Genomic DNA, 16,844 nt, shown 5'->3' with positions numbered 1-16,844 from the left:
AGAACTAGACCGATCCAGCAGACAAATTACATAACGATAAAGAGGCGGTGTCTTGCATGAAGAAAACGGACAAACCTAAAAAAGTTAAAGAGAAGCCGCAAAATATGAAAGCGCAATCAAAAGCGCAGGCGGTTACCGCACAAACAACGAAGCAAGTAACGCAGACTTTCACATCCATTTTCTCCAACCCGTTAAAGTCGGTAGGTACAAAGCTATTCCTGATTATTTTCGTCAGCATTATCGCGTGCGTATTGGTAGTGGGTCAAATGGCCTATTCGAAAGCGAAGGGTATCGTTGAGGACAAAGTTTCAAGCGCAAGCTTCGAGACCATCGTACAGGCTTCGGCGAACCTGGATATTATTCTGAAGACATACGAGGATCTGTCGATGCAGATCATGATCGATAAAGAATTCCATAAGCTTGTTTCTACCCTGGAGGAGAGCACGGAAGCCTTTGATTTGTTTGAGGCGGAGAAGAATTTGGGAGACCGTCTGCAAAACGCGGTGATGGCCAACAAGGCTATTATCGGTGCCTATTTGCTGCCGCTGGACGATAAACTACCGGTTATTACGTACGGAACGGCCTCCGTGGCCGTTGCTCCCGATCTGATGAAATCGGATTGGTTCGAGAAGACGAAAACCTCTAAAGGCGGCGTGAACTGGATTGAAACGCAGCCAACGGGCTTTGGCACATCGGACAAGCTGCCGTCGATTGGTCTCAGCAGGCAGATGAACAACACGACAACGAATGCGGCCTCGTATATCCTGCTGATCGAGCTTAACCTCGAGGATATCCGCGGCCAATATGAAGACGTATCGCTTGGCAAAGGCAGCAGCATTTACCTGGTGGACAGCGATAATAAGTACATCTCATCTCCGGACAACAGTCTTATCGGCAAAGGCAACGCCGTTAAACTGAATATTGATGAGGAAGGCTCGCTGAAAGAGAAATCCACTGACGGGGAAGAGGTTCTGTCCGTATTCAAGACGCTGGATACAACAGGCTGGAGACTGGTCGGAACAATCCCGGTTAACGAACTGGTGAAAGACGCCGGCGTTATTAACAAAATGACCTGGCTGATTGCATTGGTTGCGATGTTTATCGCAATTGCCATCGGCATGCTGGTTATCCGGACCATTGCAATGCCGCTAATGGCGATGCGCAATCTGATGAATGAAGGCGAACGCGGCAATCTGACGGTTCGTTCGAATATGAAGAAACGCCAGGATGAGATCGGTCAGCTTGGCGACAGCTTCAACAAAATGATGACACAGATTACGGCGCTTGCGAAGCAAACAACCCAGTCGGCTGACGATGTTTTGTCTACGGCTGGCGAGCTGACCGACGTGTCGAAGAAGACGGCGATTTCGGCAAGAGAGATTTCCGTTGCGACGGAAGAAATCGCAAGCGGCGCATCCAGCCTCGCTGTTGAGGCGGAAAGAGGCAGCGATCTGACAGGCAATATCAATCATCAAATGAAGTCGGTTATGGAAGCAACCGGCCATATGGTAGAATCCGCCGGCGAAGTGGAGAAAGCAAGCCAGCAAGGTACGGCGTACATGGGGCTTCTTATTCAGAAGACGGGCATGACGGAAGAAATGACCCGTTCCATGGTAGAGAAGGTCGATAGCCTCAAGCTGAGCACCGGTTCGATCGTAAAAATTCTGGATGTTTTAAACAATCTGACGAAGCAGACGAACATTCTGTCGCTGAACGCAACCATCGAAGCGGCGCGCGCCGGAGCGGCAGGCAAAGGCTTTATGGTCGTAGCCGACGAGATCCGCAAGCTGGCGGATCAATCCCGTCAATCGATCGATGTCGTAGGCCAGATTACGGAGACGATCATGACGCAGATCGAAGAGACGGTTACGGTATTGTCCGATGCGTATCCGTTATTCCAGGAGCAGATTGGTTCGGTTAAAGAAGCGAATCAGCTCTTCCTCACGGTACAGAACCAGATGGGACAATTCGTGCAGAAGCTGGATTCGGTAACGAATTCGGTCACCATGCTGGATCAATCGCAAGCGGTGTTAACGGAAGCGATGGGGAATGTAAGTGCCGTTGCGCAGCAGTCCTCGGCGACTTCCGAAGAAGTCGCGTCGCTTAGCACGGAGCAGCTTAGCATCAGCAACGGGCTGGTTAACCTGTCCGAGAAGCTGGATGCCGTATCCCGCGGTCTCAAGGATTCGTTGTCCCGTTTCAAAATCGATTAATCGTAAGCCGTCCAATTGGATCAAAGATCCTTTTGGACGGTTTTTTTGTGCTCCGGTAAGGTGATAATGTCTAATGACTGGAGGCGCCTTACATGAGAAGACGTATTGCTGTAATCGGGTTATTATTCGTATTTATTTTGTCCGGGTTTATTGCGAGGCTTGCCTGGCTGCAGCTGACTCCCGGCTTCGGGCATAAGAATGCCGCTCCTGCCATAAGCCGGACAAGCTGGAAGCGGATGTCGGTTATGCAGCGGGAACGGAATCTTGTATTGGATTCAGGCCGGGGAGATTTCGTAGACCGATATAATAAGCCAATTACGGGCGAGACGTATTATACGCTTGCTTTATTTCCCGTGAATATGAGATTTGAAGATGCCGAAACGGAGAAAAAGTGGCATCAGAATGTGCGGCAGCTTGCCGCGATGCTGAATGTAACGGAAGGACAGCTGGTAAGCTGGTGGCAGGAGCTGCGGGAGCCGTCCTTCTGGCATAAGGGGAAGGACAAGCTTCCTTATCGCTTATCGGACAAGCAGCTGCAGAAGCTGGCTTTGCTTCATTTGAACGGAGTAAGAGCTCTGCCATACCGGAACCGTTACTTATCGGCATTTGCCGCCAAGCAGGCGCTTGGGTATATCAGCCAGCATCCGGAGCATCTAGAGCTGGCGTATGCGAAGGAGCTTGAGTCGGGCAAACGGAAAATCAACGAGCTGATAGGCGGTTCGGGTCTTGAAAAGTCTTTGGATAATTTGCTGCATGGCGCTGGCGCTACATCGGTCTCTTATTTTACGGACGGCAACAAGGGGCCGTTGCTAGGGCTTAATTACCGCGTTACGGGGCCGGGAAATCTGTATTACCCGCTACAGGTTCAGACCACGCTTGATCTTGAGCTGCAGAACAGGCTTGAGGCCTATATTGATGCCAAACCGCTCAAGGAAGGGGCGGTAGTTGTTCTGGACGCGGAAAACGGAGATATTGTGGCGATGATATCCAGGCCGCAGATGGAGCCGCTGCAGCTGGATAACGAGAAGGAGTGGGCCAATCATGCGATTCAGGCGGCCGTGCCCGGCTCTATTTTTAAGCTGGTAACCGAAGCTGCCGCTCTGGAAGCTGGAGTGACAAGCGAGAAGGAGCGTTTTACCTGCAACGGGGAATACGGCAAATACGGCTTGTCCTGCTGGAAAGAGGGCGGGCATGGCACGCTTACGCTGCAGGAGGGACTCGCGCAGTCCTGCAATATCGTATTTGCGACAATTGCGGAACGGTTAAGCGCGCAGCAGCTGCAGCGCACGGCAACCGCTTTGGGGATAGGGAAGCAGGCCGGGTGGCATTCGGACCGGGCCTTTGGGCCGTTCCATCATCCCCTCCGGCTGCTACAGGAAGAGGAAGCCGGGCGGTTATTCCCGGCTGTGGCCGGCGTCAAGACGGATGGCGGCGTAATGGCGCAATCCGCCATTGGGCAGCGTGATGTATTGATGACGCCGCTGCAGGCGGCGAATCTGGTCGTCACGCTGCTTAACCACGGGCGCGTGATGGAGCCGCGCCTTGTCCGGGAAATCCGCTATGCCAACGGCCAGCGGATGGTGACCATCCCCGCGAAGAGCGCTTCGGCGGCGGATGGCCGGATTCGTCCGGCCACCGCGCGCAAGCTGCTTCGCGGCATGGAGGCGGTTGTCGACCATGGAACAGGCCGGTCGATCCGCCAAGGACTGTGGTCGGTAGCCGGCAAATCCGGCACCGCCGAAATCATAAGGGCCGGAGCGCCCCGCGTGAACCAATGGTTCACGGGATACGGTCCGGCCCAAAAGCCCCGTTATGCGGTTGCGGTGCTGGCGGAGAATCGTCCGCCTGATAGCAGTAATCAGGCAACTGAGCTTTTTCGCGGCGTCATGGACATTCTCGCCTTATACTCCAGTTGAAGGCTGCTTGCCGTCGATTTCCTCCTCGGCGGCAGCCGGGAATGGATGAATGTCGAACTCGCCTTGCGGCGTACGGATCCAGCGGTGGAAGAAGCCTTGCTCGTACAGCGCTTTGATCAGAATGATGATGATTGGCGACAAAATTACGCCTGCTACGCCAAATAAATGCAGCGATACGATCATGCAGGATAGCATCGTGAAGGCGGATACGCCCAGCGTATCGCCCGTAATTTTCGGCTCTACGATATGACGCGTCAGAACAACGGCAACCAAAAGCACGGACAGCCATACGGCAAGCGTCGTTTGACCAACCAGGAACAAATAAATGATCCAAGGAATAAACAGCGTACTGACGCCAAGAAGCGGCAATACGTCGAAGATTCCGGCCGTTAAGGAGATTGCGAAAGCATTTTCGACTCTAAGAACAAGCAGCGCCGCGAAAATAACGAGGAACGTAATACTCATCATTTTTGCCTGAGCCTTCACGTAAGCTCCAATTCCTTTAAATACATTTTCTCTAAGGAAGAAGAAAGCTTTTTTGAACGTGTTAGGCGTTTTGTCGTTGGCGGTTTTTTTCCATACTTTAATCTCAATGCTGAGGAAGTACGCCAGAATAATCCCGATTACGAAGTTGAAGAGAAAAGTAGAGAAGGACGAAATATATCCGATCAGACCGGTGAAAATAATATTGGCCAGCTTCGGCAAATATTCCGTTGCTCCGTTAATGTACTCGGTGATTTTATTAACCCATTCGGGAGGCAGAGCTTGAAGCTTTTGCTGGAACACGCTGGAATCATCCTGCACCTGCTCCTTGAAGAGCTCTTGGTACTGCGGCAATTTCACCTTGATGAAGTCGGCGCCTTGGCTTGTAATGATGTAGGCTAGTCCGGAAAAAAGGCCAATAATAATGAGGGAGAACACCAGCACGGATATGCCGGAAGCGATCGATTTTTTGATCCCGATTTTGTTCAGCCGCTTGGCCAGCGGTTCGATAAACAGATAAATGACAAAGGCAAAGAAAATAGGCGTCGCAATCTTGTACAGATAGCTGAAGGCGAACATAACCAGATACACCGTTAGGGCAATAAGTGCTATGTCGAATGCGGTACGCCAGTATTTCTTGTAAAACGGAAGCATACAATAATCTCCTCTCGTACAGGAATCAAATCCCTGTTGTGATTGTACTATAATTTTTAAAACGATGCCTATAATTAATGCTCATATGGTACAATTAAAGGTATCGTGTTTATAACTTTCATAAACGGTGGGGTATAGAAAATGTTACAATTGCTGCTTTGGGCATTTTACTTCTTGTCCTTGTATGCCTTTATCCCTGCGCTAATCAGCCGTGTTTTCGGATTTCGCGTATTCAAGAAAGGCCGTGTCACAAGCGATATCGCTTTAACCTTCGATGATGGTCCGGATCCTGAATATACGCCCCAGCTGCTTGATCTGCTTGCCCGTTATAAGGCGAAAGCCACTTTTTTTGTAGTAGGCTCACATGCAGAGAAGCATCCGGAAATACTGCGGAGAATGCATGAGGAAGGACATATAATCGGTATTCATAATTATGTTCATAAGACCAACTGGTTTATGAGGCCAAAGACGGTTCGCAGTCAGATCGATCGTACCTCAGACGTAATACGGGAGGCCGTCGGGATTCGTTCCGCTTTTTATCGGCCGCCATGGGGGATTGTTAACGTCTTTGATTTCATGAACCGAAATAAGATGCAAATCATCTTGTGGTCGGCCATTTTCGGGGATTGGAACGTTAAACTTGGCGCCGAGAATCTCAAGCGGAAAATGATGAAGAAGATGCGTCCCGGAGAAGTGCTGCTGCTGCATGATTGCGGCCGTACGCCAGGCGCGGATCCAACGGCACCGGCGAATATGCTGCTTGCTCTTGAAGCTTATATGGAAGTAGCGACGAAGCGGGGCTTTCGATTTGTCGGCATAGCGGAGATGATGAAATTGACAGAGAAAACGCCGAAACGGTCTGTAATGAAGAATGCGTTGGTTGGAGCATGGCTGCTCTACGAGAAGCTGTACCACGTGGTTTTCCGGTTGAAAACGGTCGGAGGCGAGAATGCGGCATTCCATTACCGTGTCATCAAGTACCATGGGGAGCCGGTTAAGCTGGCGGATAACGGCTTCTTGAGGCACGGCGACAAAATCGTTGAGCTTCATTTCGACAATAAGATGCTGTCTTCGATTGCTTTGCAATCGGGCTCGCCGTTAGCGACGGGAATTCGGCTGCTCCGGGAAATGGAACAGGCTTTGCCGCAGCTTGCGAGAACGCTCGCCAAGGACCCGGAAGTAGAAGGGGTGCGCTCGATTTATGGCGTGACCATGATCCATCGCGGCGCGGACCGGTTAGGCTTCCAGGTGGAGCCGCTGCCGGACGGCATGTTCGCGCGGACAACGCGGATATATCTAAAAATCCTTGCCAGCGTTCTTACCAATAAACAGCGCAACGCAAGAGGCAAAGCAAAGCGGGATTCCATCAAGCCGCATATGCTGTTGATGCCGCTGGAGCAGCTTCTGATGTTTGCCGTAAACGGAGCGCATGCTTCCACGGCTAAAGGCGCCAAGCCTCATCAGGAAGTGGCGGCGGCCAAGTCGACACCTTCCCTCGAAAATACGGATGCTTCCGAAATGGACAGTAACCCATCCGTTATCTAAACTAAACAAAGCCTGGCGGTCAACGACTGCCAGGCTTTTTTATCCCTTTTTCTAGCTTAACGATATGCCATATCGTTAAGCTATTCATTCCCACCGTACTGAACCACCTTAACGATGCCGCACATCGTAAAGCCAGCATGAAATCAGCTGTTTCAGCGAAAATCCCCTTCATCCCGCCTTCCTAACGATATGCCATATCGTTAAGCCGCTTATTCACGCCAATTTGAATGACCTTAACGATGCCGCACATCGTTAAGCAATGGGAGAGAAGGTAGCCGAGTAGGTTGATGTGTTCTATGTAAACGTTATGGAGATGCTGCTCTTATCAGGTTAATTTGTAGTATAAGGGAGGACGGTATCTCCAACAGTAGTATATGAGCTTAACTTAGAAGATCTGATGCAAGTGTTGCTTGGAACGTGGATAGCTTTGGTTTTAGTAGGTGTTGGGATGTTTGGGTGGTTGCGGTGGTTGGTTTTGGTTTTGGTTTGGTTTGGGTTAGGTTTAGGTTTTGGTTTGGTTTGGGTTAGGTTTAGGTTTAGGTTTGGTTTAGGTTGCTTCTCCCGACAGGGAGGCGCGACAGCTTAAAAAGCTGTCAGCCAAACATTCACCTGTGCCGGGTTCATCAGGCACAGGTGCATTCCATTCCTCCCCAAAGGAGCAGAATGGAGTCAGCGACGTCGCCTCTGCTCGTTTGCTCCAACGGAGCAGACGTATATCTCTGGAGAAGCGAAGCGTTCGCCTTTGGTTGCCGGATTCCAACTTTGCTAATAGTTGAATCAGAGGAATCCGGAACCAACAGCGATTGGAAGAGATATACGTCTGCGGAGTGCTGCTAAACTCCCACAAAAAGAAAAGCAGCCCCAAAAGGAGCTGCTTTACACTCAATTCTGCGAACTACATCTTCATTACGCCGCCCGTACTTGCATTCGTAACGAGGTGCGAGTAGCGAGCCAGGTAGCCGCGTTTGATTTTTGGTTCAAAGCCAGGCCATGCGGCGCGGCGTTTTTCCATTTCTTCGTCGCTGATCAGCAGGTTAATGCCACGATTGTTCATATCAAGCTCAATGATGTCGCCGTCTTGAACGAAGGCGATCGGGCCGCCTTCTGCCGCTTCAGGAGAAACGTGGCCGATACTGATGCCGCGGGATGCGCCGGAGAAACGACCGTCGGTGATCAGGCCGACTTTAGTGCCAAGACCCATACCAACGATTTGCGAAGTTGGAGCAAGCATCTCTGGCATGCCAGGACCGCCTTTAGGACCTTCGTAGCGGATTACGACAACATGACCTTCTTTTACTTTGCCGCCGGCGATGCCAGCCAGTGCATCGTCTTGGGAGTCAAAGCAGATTGCAGGACCTTTATGGTAGCCGCCAACCGATTTGTCAATAGCGCCGACTTTAACGATCGAGCCGCCTGGAGCCAGGTTGCCGAACAATACAGCCAAGCCGCCGCGTTCGCTATGCGGGTTATCGATCGTACGGAGAACATCTGTATCTAGAATTTCACAGCCTTCAACATTCTCGCGAAGTGTTTTACCAGTAACCGTTAAACGCGTGCCATCCAATGCGCCATCTTTTTTGAGCAGCTCATTAAGAACAGCGCTTACGCCGCCTGCAACATGAACATCTTCGATATGGTAATCGGATGCTGGAGCAATTTTCGCAAGATGCGGAACGCGTTCTGCAATTTCATTGATGCGTTCGATTGGGTATTCGATACCAGCTTCATGCGCAATTGCAAGCGTGTGTAGAACGGTATTAGTTGAACCGCCCAAAGCCATATCAAGAGCAAATGCGTTGTCGATAGTTTCTTTTGTAACAATGTCACGCGGTTTAATGCCAAGTTCGATCAGTTTCATCAGCTGGCGAGCCGATTCTTTAACGAACTCTTTACGCTCAGGCGATACAGCAAGAATCGTACCGTTACCTGGCATTGCAAGGCCAAGGCCTTCCGCAAGACAGTTCATGGAGTTAGCTGTGAACATTCCGGAGCAAGATCCGCAAGTCGGACAACCAAATTGTTCTAGTTCAGTAAGACCTACTTCATCAATCTTACCAGCGATATATTGGCCAACGCCTTCAAATACGCTAGTCAGGGAGATTGCACGGCCGTCAGAAGTTCTGCCGGCTTTCATTGGTCCGCCACTTACGAGCATGGTTGGGATGTTTACGCGAAGGGCACCCATCATCATGCCAGGCGTAATTTTGTCGCAGTTAGGAATGCAGACCATACCGTCGAACCAGTGAGCGTTAACTACTGTTTCTATGGAGTCCGCAATAATCTCGCGGCTGGCAAGGGAATAACGCATCCCGATGTGACCCATCGCGATACCGTCGTCTACGCCGATTGTGTTGAATTCGAACGGCACGCCGCCCGCTTCGCGAATTGCTTCTTTAACCAGTTTGCCGAACTCCTGCAAATGGACATGACCTGGAATAATATCGATATAAGAGTTACAAACCGCGATAAACGGTTTGCCGAAATCTTCTTCTTTTACGCCTGCTGCCCGCAGAAGACTGCGGTGAGGTGCGCGGTCAAATCCTTTTTTAATCATGTCTGATCTCATTTTCTTAGGCGCCATGCTAGTCCCTCCCATGTAATGTCATACCTTTGAGTTTATCATATCGGACAAACCTTGGCTACAAGAGCAGAAGCCGCGAAAGGCCGTAAATGCTTGTAAAACAGAGCAAATAAGGCTTATTATGGTCATTACGCTCTAACTGCCTACAATTTTCGACAAATTTAATGTTATCGTCTTTTTATTTGTGGCAAAATGAGTACTGGTTTGATGAAGGGAGAAACAGACATCATGTATAAATTGCTGCTCGTTGATGACGAACCGGAAGTAACGGAAGGTCTAATGATGGAGATTGACTGGGAGAGCTGCGGCTTCTCCGAGGTTAGAACTGCCGGGAACGGGAAAGAAGCGACAGAGCTTATAGAAAAAATGGAGCCGGATGTGCTCATTACCGATATTAGCATGCCCTATATGAACGGCCTCGAGCTTGCCGATTGGGTGAAAAAAATGTATCCGATTACCCGCGTCGTCATTTTGACGGGGCATGACGAATTCGAATATGCCAAGCAGGCCATTAATTTGCAAGTGGAAAACTACCTGCTGAAACCTTTTTCGGGGAGCCAATTGACGGAAACGGTGCTTCAAGTGAAGCAGAGGATGGATGAAGAAAGGGAGATGCGGAACAACGTCGAGCTTCTGCGGGAGCATTACCGCATGACCTTGCCGATTGTCCGGGAAAAATTCCTTTCTTCCTTGATCACCCGCCATCAGTCGTTAGCAAGCATCCGAGAGAAAGCGGAGAAATACGGAATGGAGCTGGACGGAGAAGGTTATGTCGTATCGGTGATCTCCGTTCTTCATTCGGACAAGCCGGAGGAGGAGCTTGATCCTCTTCATGCGGTCTCCTCCATAAAGGACCTTGATCTGAAATTATTCTCCATTGCGAACATTGCGGGCGAGATTTGGACAAGACATAAGCTGGGCAAAGTATTTATCCACCAGGATCAGGTTGTCCTGTTTACGGTTAGTCCGGATGGCCGGGACGATGAAGTGATGGAAGCGACCCAGGATGCACTGAAGGAAATTTTGCAGAGCATCGAAAGATTTCTGAAACTCCCCGTCATGATTGGAGTCGGGACGTTCACTCGGGATATCCGCAGCCTGAAGTATTCGTATGAGGCGGCAGAGGTGGCGCTTGATTACCGCAGAATTCTCGGGATTAATCAAATTATTTGCATCGACGATATGGAAGAGCGCGTGCAGGAGAAGCTGATCTTTGACGAATGGAAAGAACAGAACCTGGTCCGGTCCATCAAGGTGGGAACGGAGCAGGAGCTGGCCGACGTCATCGATGAGCTGTTTGACGATCTCGCGCGCGTGCAGGCACCGGTACCGGTGCATAACTTCGAGCATTATTTGCTCGAGATGGTAACGGCTATTATCAAGCTGTCCAAAATGATCGACGACGGCAAAGACAACGACCCTATCTTTGCGGTGGGCATATTGGATCAATATCAGAAGCTGAATACGCTTAATGAAACCAAAGCCTGGTTCACCGATCTTTGCGGCAAAGTAAGAAGCCGAATTGCGAGCCGGAGGCAGCATTCGTATAAGCATATCGTAGAGGAAGCGATTCAATTCACGAGAAGCCATTTCAACGACCGTGAGCTCTCGATAAACGTTGTCTGCGCGCATCTTCATATTAGCACGGGCTATTTCAGCAGTTTGTTCAAAAAGGAAGTGAAGATGACCTACGGCGCATACCTGCTGCAGCTGCGCATGGAAGCGGCGAAGGAATATCTAAGAACGACGGAGCTGAAAACCTTCGAGATCGCGGAGAAGGTTGGCTTTGCCGACCCGAACTATTTCAGTCTTTGCTTTAAGAAGTACGCGGGAGTATCCGCCAAGGAATACCGCAGCGGCTTAACGGAGTCGTCCAGATGAAAAGCGGGAATAGCAGAAGCATTCAATACATTTTATCGGTCTCCCTTATCCTGTTCTCGGTCTTTATTATCGTTGTCGTAAGCACGGTGCTGTACAGCCGGTTTGCCACAACGGCGGAGGAGAACGCCTTCCGCAATTCCCAGCAGATTGTCGACCAGGTCAGCTACAGCCTGGAAAATAACGTGCAGGCGACATCCGATCTATTCAACATGATGTACCACACGATTACGCAAAGCGGCGACGTGGACTCGGAGAGTCTCCACCGCCAGCTGGCGACGATGATGTCTACCCGCGCGGATACGGTATCCCTTGCTTTGTTCGATGACAAAGGGCAGCTTGTCATGGACCTGCCCGACGTTACGATGAAGAGCGCTTTGGACGTGACCACGGAAAGCTGGTTCCAAAGCGCGCTGGATACGCCCAACCATTTGTCCATCTCGCTGCCGCATGTGCAAAATCTGTATAAGGAGCAGTTCAGATGGGTCGTTTCGCTTAGCAAGAGTATTACGATGATTCATAACGGCAAGCCGATCCAAGGCGTTCTGCTGCTTGACGTTAACTTCAACACGATAGACGAGCTATCCGACAGAGTTAGTCTCGGCGAGAAAGGTTATGTCTACATTCTGGATGAGTCGGCGGGCAATATTGTTTATCACCCCCAGCTGCAGCTTATTTATGCCGGATTGAAAAACGAGAACGTTGAGCTCGCGCTCAAACATACGTATGGCAGCTTTATCGACAAAACCTCCAGTGCTACCAAAATCATCAGTGTTCAGACAATCGGCAACGTAGGCTGGAAGGTTGTAGGCGTGTCCTACAAGGATGAAGCCATGACTTCCATTTCGGAGCTGAACAGATCCATGTTTCAGCTCCTTCTTGCATTAATTCTGATTGTTGTGCTGCTCACGAGCATCGTCTCGCGGCGGATATCCAAGCCCATCAAGCAGCTTGAGCTGTCCATGAAAAATGTGGAGCACGGCAATTTTGAACAGACGGCCGTTGGCGAAGGTCCGCTTGAAGTCCGGCAGCTGGCCGACCGGTTTAACATCATGATTAGCACGATCAAGAAGCTGATGAGGCAGATCGTGACGGAGCAGGAAAGCAAACGCACCTATGAGCTTGAGGCTTTGCAAGCCCAGATTAATCCACATTTTTTATACAATACGCTTAATTCGGTTGTTCGCATGGTAGGGATGAACAAGAACGAAGAAGTGACCACGATGATCACTTCTTTATCGAAGCTGTTCCGGATTAGTCTCGGCAAAGGGAAAAGCGTCATTGCAATCGCCGATGAACTTGAGCATGCCCGGAATTACCTCGTTATTCAGCAAATGAGGTTTAAGAACAAATTCGATTTTTCCATTGAGGCCGAAGACGCCGTCTTGCGTTACGCCACTCTGAAACTAATCGTTCAACCGCTTATCGAGAACGCTCTTGTCCACGGCATCGAGCCTTCGGTAGACAAAGGCCATATACGGGTGTCTGCCAAGCTCGATGGCCAGGATATCGTTATTGAAGTAAGTGATAACGGTCTTGGCATGAGCGAGGAGCGGCTGAAGCAGGTCAATGCCGGCCATGTGACCAGCTCCAAGGGCTCGGGAGTAGGCGTTATGAACGTACAGGAACGGATTCGGTTATTTTACGGTCAGGCTTACGGCCTGCATTTCGAAAGCGAGCTTGAGGAAGGAACAACCGTTACGGTTCGATTCCCGGCTATGGAACTGAAGCAGGCGGAAGGGAGGGAGCACGGAGAATGAACCGGAGACAACGGATGATTGCTAGTATATTACTCGCCGTGACAGCCCTCGTTCTGCTTATTTCCGCTTTCAACCCTGGAGTTCTGGAACGGAAACAGAAACCTTCGGATATAACGATTCAAGTTATTTTGCGTTCAAGCGAAGGTGATTACTGGCAAAATGTCATGCTTGGCGCCCAGGCGGCGGTTAAGGAATTCGGCATTACGATGTACACGACCGCTTCTTACGATGAAACGGATGCCGACGGGCAGATGCAGGCCGCTAGGCAGGCGCTTGCAACAAAACCCGATGCGATCGTGCTTGCCGCCAGCGATGACGAGATTTTCGCTCCGTTCCTGAAGGAAGCCGCAGAGCGGCATATTCCGGTTATTGCCATCGACAGCGTGCTTACTTCGGGGAAGACGAGATCGTATATCGGCATGGATAACTACGAGGCAGGAGGGCAAGCACTCCGCGAATTGGCCGATCAGCTCGGAAGGCAAGGTGATATCGCCATTATCGCTCATGCAGCCGGGGGGATTAACGGCAGGCTAAGAGCCCAAGGCATTCTTGATGCTGCCTCCAGATACCCGAATATCCGTATCGTTGACCAGGTGACATGCAGCGGCGAACAAGATATTTGCAGCCAGACGGTAGCAGAGGAGCTGCATAAGCGGCAGCTCGACGGCATTATCGCTTTAAATACGGAAGCTTCGATTGGCGCGGCCATGGAGCTGAGGAACGAGCAGGCGGGGAATCGGGTTAAGCTTGTCGGCTTTGACAGCTCGCCGGAGCTGCTGGAGCTGCTGCAGGAGAATCAGCTGCAAAAGCTTATCGTGCAAAACCCTTTCAGTATGGGGTACCTCGGAATGAAATATGCAATGGAAGCCGCGCTTGGCCATAAAGTCCCATCCCGGGTCGAAATTCAGAACAAGCTGATCGACAAGAAAAACATGTTCTGGAAGGATAACCAGAAGCTTCTATTCCCTGTCGTTCAGTGATTAGAAACTGATGAGAATATTAATAAAAAAGATGAGAATATTAGATTCGAATCCATTTCAAATTTCGACATAATAAGGATGCAGCAAGCAAGCAATACGGCAAGCTCGCATTACTTAATTCACTCGGGGGGTATTACAGAGATGAAAAAATGGACAGTGGCTCTCGTAGCGGGAGCAATGGCACTTACGGCAGCAGGTTGCTCGAACTCGAATAACGGCGGCACCGGCGGCGGAAGCCTTCCTAAAACAGGCGTAGCGATTTACAAATTTGACGATACATTTATGAGCGGCGTGCGGAACTCGATCAGCAAAGCAGCTGAGGGTAACGTTAAGGTGGATATCGTTGACAGCCAAAACTCCCAGCCGACTCAAAACGATAAAGTTGACTTGTTCATCACGAAAAAAGTAAAAGCAATGGCGATTAACCCGGTTGACCGTACGGCAGCGGGCGTTATTATCGACAAAGCTCAAAAAGCCGACATTCCAGTCGTGTTCATTAACCGCGAACCGCTTGCCGACGACCTTGCGAAATGGGACAAAGCGTTCTTCGTAGGCGCAAAAGCGGAAGAGTCCGGCACAATGGAAGGCGAAATTATCGCCGACTACTGGAAGTCGCATCCTGAAGCGGACAAAAACGGCGACGGCGTTCTGCAATACGTCATGCTGAAGGGCGAACCGGGTCACCAAGACGCTGAGCTTCGCACGAAGTTCTCCGTTCAAGCGATCGAAGATGCAGGCATCAAGGTTCAAAAGCTGGCTGAAGATACGGCAATGTGGGACCGCGTTAAAGGTCAAGAGAAAATGGCAGCCTTCCTTGGTTCCCATGGCGACAAGATCGAAGCGGTTATCGCAAACAATGATGACATGGCACTCGGCGCAATCGAAGCTCTGAAAGCGGCAGGCTACTTCAAAGGCGACAAGAAAATGCCGGTTGTAGGCGTTGACGCAACGGACCCTGCAATGCAAGCCCTGAAAGACGGCACGATGCTTGGTACGGTTCTGAACGATGCCGACAACCAAGGTAAAGCTACGGTTATGCTGATGAAGGTTCTGGCAGCAGGCGAAACTCCTACCAAAGAAAACACGGGCTACGACATCACTGATGGCAAATACGTTTGGATTCCTTACCAAAAAGTAACGCAAGAGTCCGCTAAGTAATTGCATACACACTAACAAGCTTCAGAAAAATAAAAATAACGAAACGAAAACAGGGAGCGACAACCGCACTTCCGTCGCCCCCTGTTTTTTTGTACCTTGCTTCTTGGATGGGAGCCGGATTAAAGGAGGCTATATTAATGGCAGAGCAGCATCCTTATTTGCTTGAGATGAACAATATTACGAAGACGTTCCCTGGCGTTAAAGCGCTTGACAACGTAACGCTGAAGGTTCGGCCGGGTACGGTTCACGCCTTGATGGGCGAGAACGGCGCGGGCAAATCAACGCTGATGAAATGCTTGTTCGGGATTTATCATCCGGACGCGGGCGAGATTTTCCTCAATGGACAAAAAGCAGATATCAAAAACTCGAAGGACGCCTTGAACAGCGGCGTATCCATGATTCACCAGGAGCTTCATCCGGTGCCTCAGCGCAGCGTAATGGAGAACATTTGGCTTGGCAGATTTCCGATGACGGGCGTTCGTCCGTTAAGGTTTATTGACCATAAAAAGATGTACAAAGACACAGTCGCATTGTTTGAAGATTTGAACATGGACATTGATCCGAACCAGCTTGTCGGCGAATTGTCGGTGTCCAAAATTCAATCGCTTGAAATTGCGAAAGCCGTGTCGTTCAACTCGAGAGTTATCGTTATGGACGAGCCTACTTCTTCCTTGACGGGCAACGAGGTTGAGCATTTATTCGCGATTATTAACAAGCTGCGTGCACGCGGCGTAGCCATCATTTATATTTCGCACAAAATGGAAGAGATTTTGCGTATTTCCGATGACGTAACGATCATGCGCGACGGTAAATACATCGGAACTTGGGAATCCAAAGAGCTGACGATCGACATGATCATCCAGCGTATGGTAGGGCGCGATCTGTCTGAGCGTTTCCCGGAACGCACGAACGTGCCGGGAGAGGTAATGCTCAAGGTGGAGAACCTCACTTCCATACTCCCTCATTCTTTCAAAGACGTATCCTTTGAGCTTCGCAAAGGCGAAATTCTCGGGGTTGGCGGCCTTGTCGGCGCTCAGCGTACCGAATTGATCGAAGCCTTGTTTGGACTTCGTTCCGTGAAATCCGGCGCGATCTACAAAGACGGCAAGCCAATTACGATCAAATCTCCGATCGATGCGAAAAAGCATAAAATCGCGCTTCTGACGGAGGAACGCCGCGTAACCGGTATTTTCCCGGTGCTCAACATCACCGAGAATACGGCGATCGCCAACCTGGGTCTGTACAGAGGGCCTTTTGGCTTCTTGAATGAATCGAAAATGCGCGTTGAAGCGAAGAAAGGCGTCGAGAAGTTCAGAACCAAGACGCCGTCGGTCAACCAACTGATCCGCAACCTGTCTGGCGGTAACCAGCAGAAGGTGCTTCTCGCACGCTGGCTGCTGACGGATCCGGACATTCTGCTCCTGGACGAGCCGACCCGCGGTATCGATATCGGCGCCAAATACGAGATTTACCAGATCATTATCGAGCTTGCGAAGCAAGGAAAGAGCATCATTATGATTTCGTCTGAAATGCCTGAGCTTATTGGTATGTCGGACCGGATTATGGTTATGTCGGAGGGCCGCGCAACGGGTATCCTCGACGGCAAAGACGCGACAGAACAAAGCATTATGAGGCTGGCCGCTCAGACGGGCTAATGATGAGGATTTGAAGGAGGA

Annotated in this window: 10 protein-coding genes; 8 read left to right on the top strand and 2 right to left on the bottom strand. The window is 50.4% G+C overall.

What is annotated here, in order from left to right; genetic code table 11:
* Positions 1-56: 56 nt before the first annotated feature.
* A complete protein-coding gene (locus tag ACR9FF_RS21260) occupies positions 57-2,213 on the top strand; it encodes a methyl-accepting chemotaxis protein (protein WP_435164515.1) in 2,157 nt (718 codons plus the stop codon).
* Between the two features lie 92 nt (positions 2,214-2,305).
* On the top strand, positions 2,306-4,129 hold the full coding sequence (locus tag ACR9FF_RS21255) for a peptidoglycan D,D-transpeptidase FtsI family protein (RefSeq protein ID WP_435164513.1): 1,824 nt from the start codon (positions 2,306-2,308) through the stop codon (positions 4,127-4,129).
* Here the strand turns inward: ACR9FF_RS21255 and ACR9FF_RS21250 are convergent.
* The gene (locus ACR9FF_RS21250; RefSeq protein ID WP_435164511.1) at positions 4,115-5,266 is read right to left on the bottom strand and encodes an AI-2E family transporter; all 1,152 of its coding nucleotides are present in this window, start codon (positions 5,264-5,266) and stop codon (positions 4,115-4,117) included. The two genes, ACR9FF_RS21255 and ACR9FF_RS21250, sit on opposite strands and share 15 nt — an antisense overlap.
* A 141-nt stretch (positions 5,267-5,407) precedes the next feature.
* Here ACR9FF_RS21250 and ACR9FF_RS21245 point away from each other — a divergent pair, with 141 nt between their 5' ends.
* Entirely contained in the window at positions 5,408-6,811 is a 1,404-nt protein-coding gene (locus ACR9FF_RS21245) for a polysaccharide deacetylase family protein (RefSeq protein WP_435164509.1), read from the top strand.
* An 895-nt stretch (positions 6,812-7,706) separates the two neighbouring features.
* On the opposite strand, the gene ilvD is transcribed toward ACR9FF_RS21245, so the two are convergent.
* Positions 7,707-9,377 (bottom strand): dihydroxy-acid dehydratase, encoded by a 1,671-nt coding sequence (gene ilvD / locus ACR9FF_RS21240; protein ID WP_127494685.1) that lies wholly within the window; start codon positions 9,375-9,377, stop codon positions 7,707-7,709.
* 243 nt (positions 9,378-9,620) lie between these two features.
* On the opposite strand from ilvD, the gene ACR9FF_RS21235 reads away from it, so the two are divergent.
* The 5 genes from ACR9FF_RS21235 to ACR9FF_RS21215 all read left to right on the top strand — a co-directional run bounded on the left by ACR9FF_RS21235 (position 9,621) and on the right by ACR9FF_RS21215 (position 16,823).
* The gene (locus ACR9FF_RS21235; protein WP_435164507.1) at positions 9,621-11,273 is read left to right on the top strand and encodes a response regulator; all 1,653 of its coding nucleotides are present in this window, start codon (positions 9,621-9,623) and stop codon (positions 11,271-11,273) included.
* Positions 11,270-13,030 carry a cache domain-containing sensor histidine kinase gene (locus ACR9FF_RS21230; protein WP_435164505.1) on the top strand — a complete coding sequence of 587 codons (1,761 nt, stop codon included), beginning with the start codon at positions 11,270-11,272 and terminating at the stop codon, positions 13,028-13,030. The genes ACR9FF_RS21235 and ACR9FF_RS21230 overlap by 4 nt, the downstream gene beginning before the upstream one ends.
* Positions 13,027-14,010 (top strand): substrate-binding domain-containing protein, encoded by a 984-nt coding sequence (locus tag ACR9FF_RS21225; RefSeq protein WP_435164503.1) that lies wholly within the window; start codon positions 13,027-13,029, stop codon positions 14,008-14,010. Before ACR9FF_RS21230 ends, ACR9FF_RS21225 begins: the two co-directional genes overlap by 4 nt.
* Before the next feature lie 141 nt (positions 14,011-14,151).
* Positions 14,152-15,168 (top strand): galactose ABC transporter substrate-binding protein, encoded by a 1,017-nt coding sequence (locus ACR9FF_RS21220; RefSeq protein WP_127494446.1) that lies wholly within the window; start codon positions 14,152-14,154, stop codon positions 15,166-15,168.
* 137 nt (positions 15,169-15,305) lie between these two features.
* Complete coding sequence (locus ACR9FF_RS21215; protein ID WP_201009004.1) at positions 15,306-16,823, top strand: sugar ABC transporter ATP-binding protein; 1,518 nt, start codon at positions 15,306-15,308, stop codon at positions 16,821-16,823.
* Positions 16,824-16,844: the final 21 nt, after the last annotated feature.

The sequence above is a fragment of the Paenibacillus glycanilyticus genome (genome assembly GCF_051200795.1).
GTDB classification, from domain to species: Bacteria; Bacillota; Bacilli; order Paenibacillales; family Paenibacillaceae; genus Pristimantibacillus; species Pristimantibacillus glycanilyticus.
Note: the sequence above shows the minus strand (reverse complement) of the source record. Positions and strands in the feature narration are given on the sequence as shown.